General features: G+C 73.1%; 16 protein-coding genes. 1 reads left to right on the top strand and 15 read right to left on the bottom strand.

What is annotated here, in order from left to right; genetic code table 11:
- Positions 1-80 precede the first annotated feature (80 nt).
- Positions 81-572 carry a transcriptional regulator gene (locus VIM19_03790; protein HEY5184029.1) on the top strand — a complete coding sequence of 164 codons (492 nt, stop codon included), beginning with the start codon at positions 81-83 and terminating at the stop codon, positions 570-572.
- 6 nt (positions 573-578) lie between these two features.
- Here the strand turns inward: VIM19_03790 and pyk are convergent, their stop codons facing one another.
- The 15 genes from pyk to VIM19_03715 form a co-directional block, all read right to left on the bottom strand.
- A complete protein-coding gene (pyk, locus tag VIM19_03785; protein HEY5184028.1) occupies positions 579-2,033 on the bottom strand; it encodes a pyruvate kinase in 1,455 nt (484 codons plus the stop codon).
- A 35-nt stretch (positions 2,034-2,068) separates the two neighbouring features.
- Positions 2,069-3,523, bottom strand: a complete 1,455-nt coding sequence (locus VIM19_03780; protein HEY5184027.1) for a glutamate synthase subunit beta — start codon at positions 3,521-3,523, stop codon at positions 2,069-2,071.
- Complete coding sequence (gltB, locus tag VIM19_03775; protein ID HEY5184026.1) at positions 3,516-8,054, bottom strand: glutamate synthase large subunit; 4,539 nt, start codon at positions 8,052-8,054, stop codon at positions 3,516-3,518. The genes VIM19_03780 and gltB overlap by 8 nt, the downstream gene beginning before the upstream one ends.
- Before the next feature lie 96 nt (positions 8,055-8,150).
- Entirely contained in the window at positions 8,151-8,885 is a 735-nt protein-coding gene (locus VIM19_03770; protein ID HEY5184025.1) for a VIT1/CCC1 transporter family protein, read from the bottom strand.
- Entirely contained in the window at positions 8,882-9,772 is an 891-nt protein-coding gene (gene lgt / locus VIM19_03765; protein HEY5184024.1) for a prolipoprotein diacylglyceryl transferase, read from the bottom strand. Before lgt ends, VIM19_03770 begins: the two co-directional genes overlap by 4 nt.
- A 37-nt stretch (positions 9,773-9,809) precedes the next feature.
- A complete protein-coding gene (locus tag VIM19_03760) occupies positions 9,810-10,574 on the bottom strand; it encodes a thioredoxin domain-containing protein (GenBank protein HEY5184023.1) in 765 nt (254 codons plus the stop codon).
- Entirely contained in the window at positions 10,571-11,050 is a 480-nt protein-coding gene (locus VIM19_03755) for a MauE/DoxX family redox-associated membrane protein (protein HEY5184022.1), read from the bottom strand. The genes VIM19_03760 and VIM19_03755 overlap by 4 nt, the downstream gene beginning before the upstream one ends.
- A gap of 38 nt (positions 11,051-11,088) precedes the next feature.
- Entirely contained in the window at positions 11,089-11,700 is a 612-nt protein-coding gene (locus VIM19_03750; GenBank protein ID HEY5184021.1) for an SCO family protein, read from the bottom strand.
- A 62-nt stretch (positions 11,701-11,762) separates the two neighbouring features.
- Entirely contained in the window at positions 11,763-12,548 is a 786-nt protein-coding gene (gene trpA / locus VIM19_03745) for a tryptophan synthase subunit alpha (protein ID HEY5184020.1), read from the bottom strand.
- Positions 12,545-13,756, bottom strand: a complete 1,212-nt coding sequence (gene trpB, locus VIM19_03740; protein HEY5184019.1) for a tryptophan synthase subunit beta — start codon at positions 13,754-13,756, stop codon at positions 12,545-12,547. The genes trpA and trpB overlap by 4 nt, the downstream gene beginning before the upstream one ends.
- Positions 13,753-14,571 (bottom strand): indole-3-glycerol phosphate synthase TrpC, encoded by an 819-nt coding sequence (gene trpC, locus VIM19_03735; GenBank protein HEY5184018.1) that lies wholly within the window; start codon positions 14,569-14,571, stop codon positions 13,753-13,755. The genes trpB and trpC overlap by 4 nt, the downstream gene beginning before the upstream one ends.
- A 70-nt stretch (positions 14,572-14,641) precedes the next feature.
- A complete protein-coding gene (locus VIM19_03730) occupies positions 14,642-15,091 on the bottom strand; it encodes a DUF2752 domain-containing protein (GenBank protein HEY5184017.1) in 450 nt (149 codons plus the stop codon).
- Positions 15,088-15,315, bottom strand: a complete 228-nt coding sequence (locus tag VIM19_03725; protein HEY5184016.1) for an HGxxPAAW family protein — start codon at positions 15,313-15,315, stop codon at positions 15,088-15,090. Before VIM19_03725 ends, VIM19_03730 begins: the two co-directional genes overlap by 4 nt.
- A gap of 29 nt (positions 15,316-15,344) precedes the next feature.
- On the bottom strand, positions 15,345-15,944 hold the full coding sequence (locus VIM19_03720) for a TIGR02234 family membrane protein (GenBank protein HEY5184015.1): 600 nt from the start codon (positions 15,942-15,944) through the stop codon (positions 15,345-15,347).
- Positions 15,941-17,455 (bottom strand): anthranilate synthase component I, encoded by a 1,515-nt coding sequence (locus VIM19_03715; GenBank protein ID HEY5184014.1) that lies wholly within the window; start codon positions 17,453-17,455, stop codon positions 15,941-15,943. Before VIM19_03715 ends, VIM19_03720 begins: the two co-directional genes overlap by 4 nt.
- Positions 17,456-17,628: the final 173 nt, after the last annotated feature.

Raw genomic sequence — 17,628 nt, 5'->3', positions numbered from 1 at the left:
CTCCGTAGCGTCACGCAGCGTCACGGTCCAGCACCGGCGGTCGCCGGTGAGGGGGGGCCGCCGGTGATTGAGGGGGGTCCATGACGTCCGACTACGGCAGAGCGCTCGGCGCTCGCCTACGGGCGATCCGCACACAGCAGGGGCTGTCGCTGCACGGGGTGGAGGAGAAGAGCCAGGGCCGCTGGAAGGCGGTCGTGGTCGGCTCCTACGAGCGCGGTGACCGCGCCGTCACGGTGCAGAAGCTGGCCGAGCTGGCCGACTTCTTCGGCGTCCCGGTCAGCGAGCTGCTGCCCGGATCGCTGCCGACCGGCGTGGCCGAGGCGCCGCCGCGGCTGGTGCTCGACCTGGAGCGGCTGTCCGCCGTCCCGGCCGAGAAGGCCGGCCCGCTGGCCCGCTACGTGGCGACCATCCAGAGCCAGCGCGGCGACTACAACGGGCGGGTGCTGTCGGTCCGGCAGGAGGACCTGCGCACCCTGGCCGTGATCTACGACGCGTCACCGACCGCCCTGGTCGAGCAGTTCATCATCTGGGGCGTGCTGGATGCCGACGCCCGCCGCGCCGTCACGGACTGACCCGGGTCAGCCGGTCCGCGCGGTCGTGTAGGCGCGGCTGACGCCCATGACCGCGTTGCCCATCTTGTGCACGCGCAGCGCGTTGGTGCTCCCCGGGATGCCGGGGGGCGCGCCGGCGACGATGACCACGTCGTCACCGACCGAGCAGCGACCGATGTCCAGCAGGGCGGTGTCGACCTGCAGCACCATGTCATCGGTGTGCGTCACGGACGGGACCAGGAACGTCTCGATGCCCCAGGACAGGGCCAGCTGGCTGCGCACGGACGGTGTCGGCGTGAACGCCAGCAGCGGGATCGGTGAGCGGTACTTGGCCAGCCGGCGGGCCGACGCCCCCGTCTCGGTGAACGCCACCAGCGACGTCGCCCCGATCGCCTCGCCCACGCGGGCCGCGGCCAGGCAGATGGCGCCGGCCATGGTGCGCGGCCTCGGCTGCCCGGGCGCCAGGTCGACGAGGGTCTCCCGCTCCACCGCCTCGATGATGCGGGCCATGGTGCGCACCGCCTCGGTCGGGTAGCGGCCCACCGACGTCTCGCCGGAGAGCATGACCGCGTCGGTGCCGTCCAGGATCGCGTTGGCGACGTCGGAGGTCTCGGCCCTGGTCGGGCGGGACGCACCGATCATCGATTCGAGCATCTGGGTGGCCACGATGACCGGCTTGGCGTACTCGCGGGCCAGGGTGACCGCGCGCTTCTGGACGAGTGGCACCTCCTCCAGCGGCAGCTCCACGCCGAGGTCGCCGCGGGCCACCATGATCCCGTCGAACGCGTCGACGATCTCCTCGAGCCGCGCCACGGCCTGCGGCTTCTCGATCTTGGCGATGACCGGGAGGACGACGCCCTCCTCGCGCATGATGTCGTGCACGATGTCGATGTCGCTGGCCGAGCGGACGAACGACAGCGCGATCAGGTCGACCCGCAGCCGCAGCGCCCAGCGCAGGTCCTCGATGTCCTTCTCGGACATCGCCGGGACGCTGACGGCGACGCCGGGCAGGTTGATGCCCTTGTGGTCGGAGACCATCCCGCCCTCGATGACCGTGGTCACCACCCGGGGACCGTCCACCGCCACCACCTCGACGGCCACCTTGCCGTCGTCGATGAGGATCCGGTCGCCCACGGTCACGTCGCCGGGCAGGCCCGCGTACGTCGTCGACACCAGGTCGAGGGTGCCGGGCACGTCCTCGGTGGTGATGGTGAACTGGGCGCCGGCGCTCAGCAGCACCGGGCCGCCCGCGAAGTTGCCCAGCCGGATCTTGGGGCCCTGCAGGTCGACCAGGATGCCGACGCCACGGCCAGACTCGTCGGAGGCCTGCCGGACCGCCCGGTAGACCGCCTCGTGGTCGGCGTAGCTGCCGTGGCTGAGATTCATCCGGGCCACGTCCATGCCCGCGGCCACCAGGTCACGGATGGCGTCAAGGGTGGAGGTGGCCGGACCCAACGTGCAGACGATCTTCGCTCGGCGCATGGCTGTAGACCCTACCCAGGGGCGGGCCGCCCGGCTCAGACCGTCAGGGGCCGCGCGTTCGGGTCGATCGGGGCCGGCAGGTTCGTCGTCCCCGTGAGGAAGCGGTCCACGGCGGCCGCGCAGGAGCGGCCCTCCGCGATGGCCCAGACGATCAGCGACTGGCCGCGCCCGGCGTCCCCGGCCACGAAGACGCCGTCGACCGAGGTGGCGTACTGCCGGTCCCGCGTCACGTTGCCCCGCGCATCGAGCGCCACCCCGAGCTGCTCGAGCAGCCCGTCCGGCTGCGGGCCGGAGAATCCCATGGCCAGCAGCACCAGGTCGGCCGGGATCTCCCGCACCGAGCCGGGCACCTCCTCGAACCGGCCGTCCACCAGGCTGACCTCGACCAGCTCGAGCGCCCGGACCCGGCCCTGCGGGTCCCCGAGGAACCGCTTGGTGCTCACCGCGAACACCCGGTCCCCGCCCTCCTCGTGGGCGCTGGAGACCCGGTAGGTCATCGGGTAGGTCGGCCACGGCTGGCCGGCCGCCCGGTCCGCCGGCGGCCGGGGCAGGATCTCCAGCTGGGTCACCGAGGCGGCGCCCTGACGCAGCGAGGTGCCCAGGCAGTCCGCGCCGGTGTCGCCACCGCCGATGATCACCACGTGCCTGCCGGTCGCAGACTCCGGCGGCTCGGCCAGGTCGCCCTCCTGCACCCGGTTGGCCAGCGGCAGGAAGTCCATGGCCTGGTACACCCCGGCCAGCTCACGGCCGGGCACCGGCAGGTCGCGCGGGACGGTGGCGCCCACCGCCAGGACGACGGCGTCGAACCGGCGGCGCAGGTCGTGGCCCGTGAGGTCCACGCCGACGTTGACCCCGGTGCGGAACCGGGTGCCCTCGGCCTCCATCTGGGCCAGCCGCCGGTCCAGCTGCCGCTTCTCCATCTTGAACTCGGGGATGCCGTAGCGCAGCAGGCCGCCGATCCGGTCGGCCCGCTCCAGGACGGCGACGGTGTGCCCGGCCCTGGTCAGCTGCTGGGCCACCGCGAGCCCGGCCGGGCCGGAGCCCACGACCGCGACCGTCCGCCCGGACAGCCGGCCGGGCGGCTGCGCGGTGACCCAGCCGGCCTCCCAGGCCCGGTCGATGATCGAGACCTCGACCTGCTTGATGGTGACCGGGTCGGCGTTGAGGCCCAGCACGCAGGCGGTCTCGCACGGCGCCGGGCACAGCCGCCCGGTGAACTCGGGGAAGTTGTTGGTCGCGTGCAGCCGCTCGACCGCCACCCGCCAGTCGTCGCGCCACACCAGGTCGTTCCACTCGGGGATCAGGTTCCCCAGCGGGCAGCCGTTGTGGCAGAACGGGATGCCGCAGTCCATGCACCGGCCGGCCTGCGCCTCCAGCGCACCCGGCGCCATCGGCTCGTCGACCTCGCGCCAGTCCTGCAGCCGCACGTCCACGGGCCGTCGGCTCGGCAGCTCGCGGGGCGTGGTGAGGAAGCCCTTGGGGTCAGCCACGGGAGGCCTCCATGATCATCTCGATGGCGTCGCGGCCTTCCTGCTCGGCGCGCAGCTTGGCCTGCAGCACCCGCTTGAAGTCCTTGGGCATGACCGTCGTGAACCGGGCCCGGGACGACGGCCAGTCGACCAGCAGCGCCTCCGCCACGACCGACCCGGTCTCCTCGGCGTGCCGCCGCACCAGCTCGACCAGCCGCTCGGCCTCGGTGTCGTCCACCGGCTCGAGGTCGACCATCTCGCGGTTGACCCGCGAGGTGTCCAGGTCGAGCACGTAGGCGACGCCGCCGGACATGCCGGCCGCGAGATTGCGGCCGGTGGGGCCGAGCACGGCCGCCACGCCGCCGGTCATGTACTCGCAGGCGTGGTCGCCGACCCCCTCGACCACCGCGGTGGCGCCGGAGTTGCGCACGCAGAACCGCTCGCCGACGACGCCGCGGACGAACACCTCGCCCGACGTCGCGCCGTAGAGCAGCACGTTCCCGGCGATCACGTTGTCCTCGGCCACGAACGGGGCCCGCCGGTCCGGCCGGACGATGATCCGGCCGCCGGACAGCCCCTTGCCGACGTAGTCGTTGGCGTCGCCCTCCAGCCGCAGCGTGACGCCCGGGGGCAGGAACGCCCCGAACGACTGCCCGGCCGAGCCGGTGAGGGTCACGTCGATGGTGCCGTCCGGTAGGCCGGCGCCGCCGTAGCGGCGGGTGACCTCCGAGCCGAGCATGGTGCCGACGGTGCGGTTGACGTTGCGCACGGTGACCTGGGCGCGCACCGGCTCACCTCGCTCGAGGGCGTCCCCGGCCAGCGCGATCAGCTCGTTGTCGAGCGCCTTGTCCAACCCGTGGTCCTGCTCCACCGTGCAGTGCCGGGGCAGCCCGGCCGGCAGGTTCGGCACGTGCAGGACCGGCGAGAGGTCCAGGCCGCTGGCCTTCCAGTGGGTGACCGCCCGGCTCGCGTCGAGCGACTCGGCCTGGCCGACGGCCTCCTCGAGGGTGCGGAAGCCGAGCGCGGCCAGGTGCTCGCGGACCTCCTCGGCGATGTACTCGAAGAACGTCTCGACGAACTCCGGCCGGCCGCTGAACCGCTCCCGCAGCTGCGGGTTCTGGGTGGCCACCCCGACCGGGCAGGTGTCGAGGTGGCAGACCCGCATCATCACGCAGCCCATGACGACCAGCGGCGCGGTGGCGAAGCCGTACTCCTCGGCGCCGAGCAGCGCCGCGATGACCACGTCCCGCCCGGTCTTGAGCTGGCCGTCGGCCTGGACGACGATCCGGTCACGCAGCCCGTTGAGCAGCAGCGTCTGCTGGGTCTCGGCCAGGCCCAGCTCCCACGGCGTCCCCGCGTGCTTGAGCGAGGTGAGCGGCGAGGCGCCGGTGCCGCCGTCGTGCCCGGAGATGAGCACGACGTCCGCGTGCGCCTTGGCCACCCCCGCGGCCACCGTGCCGACACCGACCTCGGACACCAGCTTCACGTGCACCCGGGCCCGGTTGTTGGCGTTCTTCAGGTCGTGGATGAGCTGGGCGAGGTCCTCGATCGAGTAGATGTCGTGGTGCGGCGGCGGCGAGATCAGCCCCACGCCCGGGGTGGAGTGCCGGGTGCGCGCGATCCACGGGTACACCTTGTGCGCCGGCAGCTGGCCGCCCTCCCCCGGCTTGGCGCCCTGGGCCATCTTGATCTGCAGGTCGTCGGCGTTGACCAGGTACTCGCTGGTCACCCCGAAGCGGCCGCTGGCCACCTGCTTGATCGCCGAGCGCTTGGAGTCGCCGTTCGGGGCGGGCACGAACCGCGCGGGGTCCTCGCCGCCCTCCCCCGTGTTGGACTTGCCGCCGAGGCGGTTCATGGCGACCGCGAGGGTTTCGTGCGCCTCCTGGCTGATCGAGCCGTAGGACATCGCGCCGGTGGAGAACCGCTTGACGATCTCGGCGACCGGTTCGACCTCGTCGAGCGGCACCGCCGGGCGCAGCCCGGTGCGGAACGAGAACAGCCCGCGCAGCGTCATCAGCCGCTCCGACTGGTCGTCGACCCGGCGGCTGTACTCGCGGAACACGTCGAACCGCTTCTCGCGGGTCGCGTGCTGCAGCCGGAACACCGTGTCCGGGTCGAACAGGTGCGGCTCACCCTCGCGCCGCCACTGGTACTCCCCGCCCACCGCCAGCTGCCGGTGCGCCGGCGAGATCCCGGACGGCGGGTAGGCGACCGCGTGCCGGCGGGCGACCTCCTCGGCGATGACGTCCAGGCCGACCCCGCCGAGCCGGGAGGCGGTCCCTGTGAAGTACCGGTCGACCACCCCCTGGGACAGCCCGAGCGCCTCGAACACCTGGGCGCCGCGGTAGGAGGCCACCGTGGAGATGCCCATCTTGGACATGACCTTGAGCACGCCCTTACCGAGCGCCTTGATCAGGTTGCGGATCGCCTTCTCCGGAGTGAGCCCGGGGATCACCCCGCGCCGGACCAGGCTCTCGACCGACTCCATGGCCAGGTAGGGGTTGACCGCCGCGGCGCCGTACCCGATGAGCAGGGCCGCGTGGTGGACCTCACGCACGTCGCCGGCCTCGACGAGCAGCGACACCCGGGTGCGCTCCTTGCTGCGCACCAGGTGGTGGTGCATCGCAGCGGTCAGCAGCAGCGACGGGATCGGCGCGTGCTCGGCGTCGGAGTCCCGGTCGCAGAGCACGAAGAAGCGGATGCCGCGCTCGATGGCCGCCGACACCTCGGCGCAGATGGCGTCGATGCGCTGGGCCAGCGCGGCGCCGCCCCCGTGCACCGGGTACAGCCCACGCACGGTCATCGAGGCGAAGCCCGGCAGGTCGCCGTCGGCGTTGATGTGCTTAATCTTGGCCAGCTCGTCGTTGTCGATGACCGGGAACGGCAACACGACCTGGCGGCAGGCCGACGGGCTGACCTCGAGCAGGTTGCCCTCCGGCCCGATCACGGTGCCCAGCGAGGTGACCAGCTCCTCGCGGATCGCGTCCAGCGGCGGGTTGGTGACCTGCGCGAACGACTGGGCGAAGTAGTCGAACAGCAGCCGCGCCTTGTCGGACAGCACGGCGACCGGCGTGTCGGTGCCCATGGAGCCGATCGCCTCGGCCCCGGTGCGGGCCATCGGGGCCAGCAGCACCCGCAGCTCCTCCTCGGTGTAGCCGAAGGTCTGCTGCCGCCGGGCCACCGACTCGGCCGTGTGCGTCACGTGCTCGCGGTCCGGCAGGTCCTCGAGGTGGATCAGGCCGGCGTGCAGCCACTCCCCGTAGGGGCGCTCGGCGGCCAGCGCCGCCTTGACCTCGTCGTCCTCGACGATGCGGCCCTCGACGGTGTCCACCAGGAACATCCGGCCGGGCTGCAGCCGGCCCTTGCGGACCACGGTGGCCGGGTCCAGGTCGAGCACGCCGACCTCGCTGGCCAGCACGACCAGCCCCTCGTCGGTGACCCAGAACCGGCCGGGACGCAGCCCGTTGCGGTCCAGGACCGCCCCGATCAGGCTGCCGTCGGTGAAGGCCACGGCGGCCGGGCCGTCCCACGGCTCCATCAAGGTGGCGTGGTACTGGTAGAAGTCGCGGCGGGCCGGGTCCATCGAGGTGTGGTTCTCCCACGCCTCCGGGATCATCATGAGCACCGCGTGCGGCAGCGACCGGCCGCCCAGGTAGAGCAGCTCCAGCGCCTCGTCGAAGGACGCCGAGTCGCTGCGACCCTCGGTGCAGACGGGGAACAGCCGGCTCAGATCACCGGGGATGAGGTCGGTGGCCAGCAGCGACTCCCTGGCCCGCATCCAGTTCCGGTTGCCCCTGACCGTGTTGATTTCGCCGTTGTGGGCGATGTACCGGTACGGGTGGGCCAGCGGCCAGGACGGGAACGTGTTGGTGGAGAACCGGGAGTGCACCAGCGCCAGCGCGCTGTCGAACCGCGGGTCGGACAGGTCCGGGTAGAACGGCTCGAGCTCGCCGGTCGTGAGCATGCCCTTGTAGACCAGCCGCCGGGTGGACAGGCTCGGGAAGTAGACGTCCAGCTCGCGCTCGGCGCGCTTGCGCAGGGCGAAGACCATCCGCTCCAGGCCGAGCCCCACGACCCGGCCGGAGCGCGGCGCGACGAACAGCTGGCGGAGCCGGGGCATGACCGAGCGGGCGGTCGCACCGAGCAGGGACGGGTCGGTGGGCAGCTCCCGCCAGCCGAGGACCTGCAGCCCCTCCTCCTCGGCCAGCCCGGTGATCCGCGCCACCGCGGCCGCGTCGGCGGCGTCGTCGTCCGGCAGGAACGCCGTCCCCACCGCGTACTCCCCCTTCGGGGGCAGCGGGAAGTCCACGACCGCGCGCAGGAAGGCGTCCGGAACCTGCACGAGGATGCCGGCGCCGTCCCCGCTGTCCGGCTCCGCCCCGGAGGCCCCGCGGTGCTCCAAGTTGCGCAGCGCCGTGAGCGCCTGGTCGACGATCCGGTGGCTGGCCACACCGGTGAGGGTGGCGACGAAGGCGACGCCGCAGGCATCCCGCTCCTGGGCCGGGTCGTAGAGACCCTGGCCGGCGGGGTTGGCGGAGAAGGCAGCGGCCACGGTGGCTCCCGTTCGTCGTCTGGCTCGATGGTTCTGCCAGGGACGACGTTGGCCCTGAGCTGTGGCGGCAGCGTAACACGCTGGAAACCGGTGCCCCTAGCCGGTGGCGACCCCCACGAGGGCCCCGATGCCGTAGGTGAGACCGGCCGCGCCGAGGCCGAAGCCGAGCTGGCGCAATCCTGCGTACCACCAGCTGCGCGGGGTGATCCGGGACACCAGCGCTCCCGCGCCGAACAGGCCCAGCGCCGAGACGACCAGCGCGGGCAGCAGGTCCGTGGCGCCGAAGAGGTAGGGGATCACCGGGATGATCGCACCGGTCAGGAAGGCCACGAAGGAGGAGCCGGCCGCGACCACGGGGCTGGCCAGCTGCTGCGGGTCGACCCCGAGCTCGAGCATCGCGTGCACCTGGACGGCGCGGTCGGTGTCCCGCGAGATCTGCCGGGCCACCTCGTAGGCCAGCTCAGGCTGGACCCCGCGGTCGATGTAGCTGTGCGCCAGCTCGGCCAGCTCACCGTCGGCGTTGCGCTCCAGCTCGAGCCGCTCGATGATCAGCTCGCGCTCGGCCAGCTCGTTCTGCGACCGGACCGACACGTACTCGCCGGCGGCCATCGAGAAGGCGCCGGCCCCCAGGCCGGCGAACCCGGCCAGCACGATGGTCGACGACGACACCCCGCCACCGGCCATGCCGGCGATGAGCGCGAAGTTGGACACCAGACCGTCCATGGCGCCGAACACCACAGCCCGCAGCCAGCCGCCGCTGACGTCCTGGTGGGAGTGGTGGACCTCCGGCGACGGACCCGGTGGACCCGACGAGGAGTCCGACGTCGTCATGAGACGCCCTCCTCCTGCTGCTCCTGCTCCTGGTCGTGCTCCGACCGCCCGACCCGCGGGTCGACCACATCCTCCCGGCCAGGATGACGCCGGGCGGAGCGCACCAGCCACACGATCGAGCCGGCACAGACCAGGACGGCCACCCAGACGTTCACCCGCAGCCCCAGGATGTGGTTGGCGTCGTCGATGCGCAGCAGCTCCCACCAGATCCGGCCGACGGTGTACAGCGCCACGTAGAGGCCGAACACCCGCCCGTGGCCCATCCGGAACCGCTTGTCCGCCCACAGCAGGAACGCGGCGACCACGAGCATCCACAGCGACTCGTACAGGAACGTGGGGTGGAACGTCGCGTACTGCTCGTAGCCCACGGGCCGGTGCGCCAGGTCGATCTCCAGGCCCCACGGCAGGGTCGTCGGCCGTCCGAACAGCTCCTGGTTGAACCAGTTGCCCCAACGGCCGATCGCCTGGGCGACCAGGATCCCCGGGGCGATCGCGTCGGCGAGCGGGGCCAGCGGGATGCCCATCCGGCGGCAGGCGATCCAGGCGCCCACGCCGCCGAGGGCGACGGCGCCCCAGATCCCCAGCCCGCCGTTCCAGATCTTGAACGCGTTGAGGGGGTGCCCGCCCGCGCCGAAGTACGGCTGCCAGGACGTGATCAGGTGGTACAGCCGGCCACCGATGATGCCGAACGGCACCGCCCACACGGCGACGTCGGCCACCGTGCCCGGGCTGCCGCCGCGCGCGACGTAGCGCCGCTCACCCATCCAGATGGCGACGATGATCCCGGTGATGATGCACAGCGCGTAGGCACGGATCGGGATCGGCCCGAGGTGCCAGACGCCCTGCGACGGGCTCGGGATGAAGGCCAACAATCCGCCAGCGATCACCGCTGCCGCTCCGTCCTGCTCGGTGTCGACGAGGTGTTCAGCTGGCTGCCGCGATCGCCTGGTCCAGCATGGTCTTGATCTCGTCGTAGCTCTTGGCGGTGCTGAAGTCGATCTTCTTGCCGTCGATCGTGAACGTCGGAGTCGAGGTGATCTGGGCGGCGTTGCCGGACAGCTGGACGTTGTTCACCCAGCCGTAGTGGGTGTGGCTGTTCACGCACTGCGTGAACGTGGTCATGTCGGGCACGCCCGCCGCCTTGCCGAACTCGATCAGCTGGGCATCGGTGTAGCCGGTGCCCTCCTTGGCCGGCTGGTTCTTGTAGACCTGGTCATGGAACGGCCGGAACTTGCCCTGGTCCTGGGCGCACCCGGATGCGTTGGCCGCCCGCAGCGAGCTGTCGTTGTTCAGGTTCTGGTCGAGGAACGACAGCGGGTGGTAGACGAGCTTGACCTTCCCGCTCGTGCCGAGGCTCTCGATGTAGCTCCCGAGCGCGTCCTCCAGGGCCTTGCAGGCCGGGCACTGGAAGTCCTCCCAGACGTCGAGCAGCGGCTTGGTGCCGGTTCCGACGACCACGCCGCCCCCCGGGGGGGTGACGCCCTTGGGAACGGAGGCGGCCGTGTCGGCCTTCGGCCGGTTCGACAGGTAGACGCCGAGGCCGACGCCGGCCACGACCAGGAAGACCAGCCCGATCAGCCCGAGGCGGATCATCCGCTCCTTGCGCTGCTGGGTCGCGGCCTGCTGGGCCCGCTCCTGGGCCTGGCGCTCGCGGACGTCGCGCTTGCTCTCGCGACCGGTCTGGCTCATGCGACGGGCTCCTCGACGGGGGAGAGGTCCGCGGCCGGCGCTCGGTCGACGCCGAACCGGCTCGCGGGGAACACGGCCAGCCAGGATGCCAGGCCGAGGAACAGCAGGTCACGCAGGATCTCCGCGGCGTACCGCCCGGCCAGCCCGTTGCGGGACACCAGGCCGCCGCCGCCGAAGCAGCCGCAGTCGATGGACAGGCCGCGCACCCACACCGACACGATGCCGGAGATGAACACGACCATGAGGACCCCGGCCGCGATCGCCGCCCAGCGCACGGCCAGGCCGAGCAGCAGCAGGACGCCCAGCGCAATCTCCAGCAGCGGCAGGCCGTAGCCGACCAGCTGGTCCACCCCCGGGGGCAGCAGCTGGTAGGCCTGGACCGCCCGCACCGCCTGGGTCGGGTCGAGCATCTTCAGCCCGCCGGCCGAGAGCAGCACCGCGGCCAGCGCGACGCGCACGACGGTGCTCAGCCACAGCTGCCGGGGGGTGCCGGCGAAGCGGGGAACCGTGCTGCTCATGACGTCGAGGCTAACCTGCGGACGTCCATGGTGATGTCATCGACCGGCGTGCCGGGCAACCACAGCACCCGGCCGAGGCCGTCTGCCGCGAACCCGATGACCTGCGCGCCGTGGTCCACCTCGTACGCCGAGCCGGGGTCCTGGGCGGGCCTGGTGACGGCCACGCCGAGGTCCGCCGCGGCCGCCTGGACCTGCTCGAATGGAGCGGTTAGGCCCACGAAGGTGGGGTCGAAGGTGGCCAGGTAGGTCCGCATCGCGGCCGGCGTGTCCCGCGCCGGGTCCACGGTGACGTACAGCACGACGGTGTGCTTGCGGGTGGCCGGGTCGAGCGGGCGCAGCGCAGCCGCCAGGTCGGCGAGCACCGCGGGGCACACGTCGGTGCAGTGGGTGTAGCCGAAGTAGACCAGGGTGACGTGGCGCCGGGTGTCCCGGTCGATCCGAAACGGCTGGCCGTCGGTGTCCGCGAAGGTCGTCGTGGGCTTGGCCAGCGGCGGGTCGAGGGTGGTCCCGTGGAAGGCCGGCGACGCGACGGCGGTGGCGGCCGAGGGGGCGCCGCATGCGGTCAGGCCGACCAGCAGGGCGGCCGCGAGCGCAGCGGCAACGGGCACGCGCACGGTGGTCCGACGAGTGGCGGCCCGGCCCGGTTCCCGCCCGCCTCCCGGATGGGGGGTCAGGGGCGGCGGACGCCGGCGGCCAGCTCGGCCACCGCAGCAACCCCCTCGGCCGCGGACGGCGCGTCCAGCAGCCGCCGGACGAACGCCGAGCCCACAATCACGCCGTCGGCGTAGGAGGCCACCTCGGCCGCCTGCGCCGCAGTCGACACGCCGAGCCCCACGCACACCGGGAGCGAGGTGGCCGCCCGGACCCGTGCGACCAGCGACTCGGCGCGGTCCGAGACCTGGTCCCGCGCGCCGGTCACGCCCATCGTCGAGGCGGCGTACACGAACCCTCGCGTCACCTCGGCAACCCGGGCAATCCGGGCGTCGGTGGACGACGGGGCCACCAGGAACACCGGGTCGACGCCTGCGTCGAACGTCGCGGCCAGCCAGGGACCGGCCTCCTCCGGGGTGAGGTCGGGGGTGATCACCCCTGCGCCCCCGGCGGCGGCCAGCTCGGTCGCGAACCGGGCCACGCCGTAGCGCTCGACCGGGTTCCAGTAGCTCATGACGACGGTTGCGGCGCCGGTGCGGGCCACCGCCTCGACGGTGGCGAGCACGTCGGCGGTTCGGGTGCCGGTGGCCAGCGCGGCCTCCACTGCTGCCTGGATGGTCGGGCCGTCCATCAGCGGGTCCGAGTACGGCAGCCCGACCTCGACGACGTCCACGCCGGCGTCCACCATCGCGACGAGCGCGTCGATGCCGCCCCGCACCGACGGGTAGCCGGCCGGCAGGTAGGCCACCAGCGCGGCCCGGCCCTCGGCGCGGGTCCTGGCGAAGGCCGCCTCGAGCGTGGTCACGCCGGCGTCCCGTCGGTCAGGCCGAACCACCGGGCCGCGGTGTCGACGTCCTTGTCGCCGCGCCCGGACAGGTTGACCAGGACGACGGCCTCGGGGCCGAGCTGGCGGCCGACCCGCAGCGCCCCGGCCACCGCATGGGCGCTCTCGATCGCCGGGATGATGCCCTCGGTGCGGCTGAGCAGCGCGAAGGCGTCCATGGCCTCGGTGTCGGTGACCGGCTGGTAGGTGGCCCGGCCGGTGTCGTGCAGCCAGGCGTGCTGCGGTCCGACCCCCGGGTAGTCCAGACCGGCCGAGATCGAGTGCGAGGGCACCGTCTGGCCCATCTCGTCCTGCAGGATGTAGGTCCGGGTGCCGTGCAGCACGCCCGGCGACCCGCCGGCCATCCGGGCCGCGTGCCGGCCGCTTTCCACGCCCTCGCCGCCCGCCTCGAAGCCGTACAGGCGCACCGACGGATCATCGAGGAACGCGGTGAAGATGCCCATGGCGTTCGAGCCGCCGCCGACGCAGGCGGCCACCGCGTCCGGCAGCGCGCCGGTGAGCTCGAGCACCTGCCGGCGGGCCTCGTCGCCGATCACCCGCTGGAAGTCGCGCACCATGGAAGGGAACGGGTGCGGACCGGTGACCGTGCCCAGCAGGTAGTGGGTGCGGTCGACGTTGGTGACCCAGTCGCGCATCGCCTCGTTGATGGCGTCCTTGAGGGTCCGGCTGCCCGCGGTCACGGGTACGACCTCGGCGCCCAGCAGCCGCATCCGGGCCACGTTGAGCGCCTGCCGGCGGGTGTCCTCCTCGCCCATGTACACCCTGCACTCAAGACCGAGCAGGGCCGCGGCGGTGGCCGTGGCCACGCCGTGCTGGCCGGCGCCGGTCTCGGCAATCACCCGGGGCTTGCCCATCCGCCGGGTCAGCAGCGCCTGCCCCAGCACATTGTTGATCTTGTGTGAGCCGGTGTGGTTCAGGTCCTCGCGCTTGAGCAGGATCCGGGCCCCACCCGCCTGCTCGGACAGCCGGGTGGCCTCGGTGAGGATGCTCGGCCGGCCAGTGTAGGTGCGCTGCAGGTGGTCCAGCTCGGCCGCGAACGTCGGGTCGGCCTGGGCCGAGCGGTAGGCGGCGTCCAGCTCGTCGAGCGCGGCGACGAGCGCCTCGGGGACGAACCGGCCGCCGTACGGGCCGAAGTGCCCGGTGGCGTCCGGCTGCTCGGTCGCGGTCACTGCCCGCCCCGGCCGTGCCTCAGCGCCGGGTGCGAGCCGGCCGTGACCAGCTCCACGACGGCCGTGCGCGGGTCGCCACCCGTGACCAGCGACTCGCCCACCAGGACGGCGTCCGCCCCGGCGCGCGCGTACTCGATCAGGTCGTGCGGGCCGCGCACCCCGGACTCGGCCACCCGGACCACGGAGTCCGGGACGGTCGGGGCCAGCCGGGCGAACAGGGTGCGGTCCACCTCGAGGGTCCGCAGGTCGCGGGCGTTGATCCCCACGATGCGGGCTCCGGCGTCGATCGCGCGGGAGACCTCCTCGGCGTCGTGGCACTCGACGAGCGGGGTGAGGCCGATCGAGACGGCCCGCTCGACGAGCGACACCAGGGCCGGCTGCTCCAGCGCCGAGACGATCAGCAGCACCAGGTCGGCGCCGTGCGCCCGCGCCTCCCACAGCTGGTAGCTGGAGACGATGAAGTCCTTGCGCAGCACCGGGATGTCCACCGCGGCCCGGACGGCGTCCAGATCGGCGAGGGTGCCGCAGAAGCGGCGCTGCTCGGTAAGCACGCTGACCACGGCCGCCCCGCCGGACTCGTAGTCCTGGGCCAGCGCCGCGGGGTCGCTGATCGAGGCCAGGTCGCCCTTGGAGGGGCTGCGCCGCTTGACCTCGGCGATCACCGTGACGACGTCGTCGCGGCGTAGCGCCCGGACGCCGTCGCGGGCCGACGGCAGGGAGGTCGCGCGCTCCTTGAGATCGTCGAGGGGGACGGCGGCCTGCCGCTCGGCCAGGTCGGCGCGCACCCCAAGGAGGATCTCGTCGAGCACGGTCACGCGCGTGTTCCCCCGATCCGGTCAACCCGTTGGACCCGGCCCAGGGTAACCGGGCGCGGGAGGTCCTCCGTCAGCCGACCCCCGAGCCCAGGAACGGCACACCGGGGATGTTGCGGACCACCCAGAACACGAGCACGAGGACGATCACGGCACGCACCAGCCACGGTGGCACCTCGCGCCGCGGCGCCGTGCCCGGCCGGACCGCCCGGCGCAGCCACTGCAGCCAGGCGAAGGCCACGACCGGAACGGCAAGGACCACCAGGACGTTGCGATCGAGCGCGGCCACGACGTTGCCGTGGGCGAGGTCGTGGACCGCGCGCAGGCCGCCGCAGAACGGGCAGTCCAGGCCGGTCATGGCCTTGAACGGGCAGGTGGGGAAGTGACCGGGCTGGTTGGGGTCGACGGCGGCGAGCAGGCCGACCGACGCGAGCACTCCCGCGGCGACCGCCAGCGGTCCGACCAGCCGAGCGCCCCGGCTGCGTACCGCAGCCCGCTCGGTGTCGGCCGCCAGTGAGGTCACTGCGGTCCGGCCGCCTTGGTCCCGGGGGTCGCACCCAGACCCATCATCTGCATCACCTTGCCGGCCACGGCGCCGGCGATGATGACGACCACGCCGGCAACGAACAGCCACACGGACTCCACGAGCACGGCGATCGAGCCGATCAGGAAACCGAGCATCACCAGGGTGACCGCGGTCCAGGCGGCGGGGGTCTTGCCGTGGTTGTCGTGGGGGTGGTCGGCCATCGCCGGGGCTCCTCGAGGGTCGGGTGCGGTCATTCTGGCAGGTCGGCGCCCGTGGTGGGGTCCTCCCCCCGGTCCAGCGCGGCCCAGACGTCGGCCGACGAGCGGTCCGCCACCTCCGGCTGCGACCCGGACCCAGCCGGCGCGTCGTACCGGGCGGACATCCCGGACCAGCGCGGGCCGCGCACCGCCGTGGCCAGCCCGGCGACCAGCAGCAGCGCCCCGCCGACGACGGCCACCAGCCACCATGGCGTCGCCGTGGTGGCGGCGCTCGGCACCCGGGTGACCCCCAGCCGGCTGGCCAGCGGGCCCAACACCGCGGCGGCGGTGTCCCGGCCCACCGCGACGGACGCGACGACGATGCCGGCGCCGGCGGCGGCCAGCAGGGCGCCGACGAGCCGCCGCAGCACGCCGCGGGTCGACGGCACGGCCATCAGGCCGGCCAGCCCCACCACCGCGAGGGCGGACACCGCCGGCGCGAGCTCCCGCCCGGTCACCGCCACCGTCACCGCCGGTGCACCCGGGTCGGCCGCGGTGGCCGTGGCCCAGGTCCGGCCCGCGGCCAGCAGGGCCAGCCCGGAGCCGACGGCCATCAGCACCAGGGCGGCGACGAACTCGCGGCGCGCGCTCATCCGACTGGCCGGAAGGACCCGGCCACGGCAACCGCCCGCAGCACCGCGGCGGCCTTGTCCCGGCTCTCCCTCTCCTCCCGCTCCGGCACCGAGTCGGCGACGATGCCGCCCCCGGCCTGCACGTAGGCCCGGCCGTCCCGCAGCAGCGCGGTGCGGATCGCGATGGCGGCGTCCAGGTCGCCGGCGAAGTCGAGGTAGCCCACGGCCCCGCCGTACAGGCCGCGCCGCGTCGGCTCCAGCTCCTCGATGATCTCCATGGCCCGCGGCTTGGGGGCTCCGCTGAGGGTCCCGGCCGGGAAGCAGGCCGTGAGCACGTCGAACGCCGTCCGGTCCGACCGGACCGTGCCGACCACGGACGACACGATGTGCATGACGTGGCTGTACCGCTCGACCGACATGAAGTCGACCACCTCGACCGTGCCCGGCGCGCAGATCCGGCCCAGGTCGTTGCGTCCCAGGTCGACGAGCATGAGGTGCTCGGCCCGCTCCTTCTCATCGGCCAGCAGGTCGATGGCCAGCTGCGCGTCCTCCTCCGGGGTCGCCCCGCGCCAGCGGGTGCCGGCGATCGGGTGCAGCATGGCGCGGCCCTCGCGGCACTTCACCAGCGCCTCCGGGCTGGACCCGACGACGTCGTAGCCGTCGAAGCGCAGCAGGTACATGTACGGGCTGGGGTTGGTCACCCGCAGCACCCGGTACACGTCGAAGGCGCTCGCCGTGGTGTCCAGCTCGAACCGCTGGGAGACCACGACCTGGAACGCCTCGCCGGCCCGGATCTCCTCCTTGGCCCGCTCCACGCTGGCCAGGAACCGGTCGCGCTCGGTGTTGCTGGTCGCCTGCGGCTGCGCCGTCCAGTCCAGGTCGACGGCCAGCGGCGGCGCCGGCCGGGACAGGTCGGCGGTCATCCGGTCCAGCCGGGCGACCGCGTCGGCCCACGCCTCGTCGACCCGCTCGTCGGTCGCGTCGTAGTTCACCGCGTTGGCGATGAGCAGCACCGAGCCGTCCTCGTGGTCGAGCACGGCCAGGTCGGTGGCGAACAGCATGGCCAGCTCGGGCAGCCGCAGGTCGTCCTTGGCCAGCTCGGGCAGCCGCTCGAGCCGGCGCACGACGTCATAGCCGATGAAGCCGACCATGCCCCCGGTGAGCGGCGGCAGGTCGGGCAGCCGCGGGGTGTGCAGCAGGGCCAGCGTGTCCCGCAGCGCCGCGAGCGGGTCGCCCGCGGTGGGCACCCCGACCGGGGGCGTGCCGGTCCAGTGCGCCTGCCCGCCACGTTCGGTGAGGGTCGCCGCTGAGCGGACGCCGACGAAGGAGTACCGCGACCACACCCGGCCGTGCTCAGCCGACTCCAGCAGGAAGGTGCCGGGGCGACCCTGCGCCAACCGGTGGTACAGGCCCACCGGGGTGTCGCCGTCCGCGAGCAGCCGCCGGGTCACCGGAATGACCCGGCGGTCGACGGCCAGCGCCCGGAACCGCTCCAGATCCGGCGCGACACCGGCCAACGACGGGATGGTCATGCGGCCAAGTCTCCCGCACAACCATCCGCGTGGTGGCTACCGGTCCGCCGCGATGATCGCTACGGTCTGAGCCGAGATCGGACTCCGAGGGGATGAGGACCCATGAGCGACCCAAACCTGCCACCACCCCCACCTGAAGAACCGACGAGCTCACCCGGTTCCGAGGGCACCCC

It is taken from the genome of Actinomycetes bacterium (genome assembly GCA_036510875.1).
In the GTDB taxonomy this organism is placed as follows: Bacteria; Actinomycetota; Actinomycetes; order Prado026; family Prado026; genus DATCDE01.
This window is presented reverse-complemented; position numbering and strand designations above follow the sequence as displayed.

Bases quoted from the DNA above. Each gene is read 5' to 3' on its own strand.
- VIM19_03725 (HEY5184016.1), bottom strand. From the start codon at position 15,315: ATGGCCGACCACCCCCACGACAACCACGGCAAGACCCCCGCCGCCTGG.
- pyk (HEY5184028.1), bottom strand. From the start codon at position 2,033: ATGCGCCGAGCGAAGATCGTCTGCACGTTGGGTCCGGCCACCTCCACC.
- VIM19_03715 (HEY5184014.1), bottom strand. From the start codon at position 17,455: ATGACCATCCCGTCGTTGGCCGGTGTCGCGCCGGATCTGGAGCGGTTC.
- VIM19_03770 (HEY5184025.1), bottom strand. From the start codon at position 8,885: ATGACGACGTCGGACTCCTCGTCGGGTCCACCGGGTCCGTCGCCGGAG.
- VIM19_03790 (HEY5184029.1), top strand. From the start codon at position 81: ATGACGTCCGACTACGGCAGAGCGCTCGGCGCTCGCCTACGGGCGATC.
- VIM19_03760 (HEY5184023.1), bottom strand. From the start codon at position 10,574: ATGAGCCAGACCGGTCGCGAGAGCAAGCGCGACGTCCGCGAGCGCCAG.
- VIM19_03720 (HEY5184015.1), bottom strand. From the start codon at position 15,944: ATGAGCGCGCGCCGCGAGTTCGTCGCCGCCCTGGTGCTGATGGCCGTC.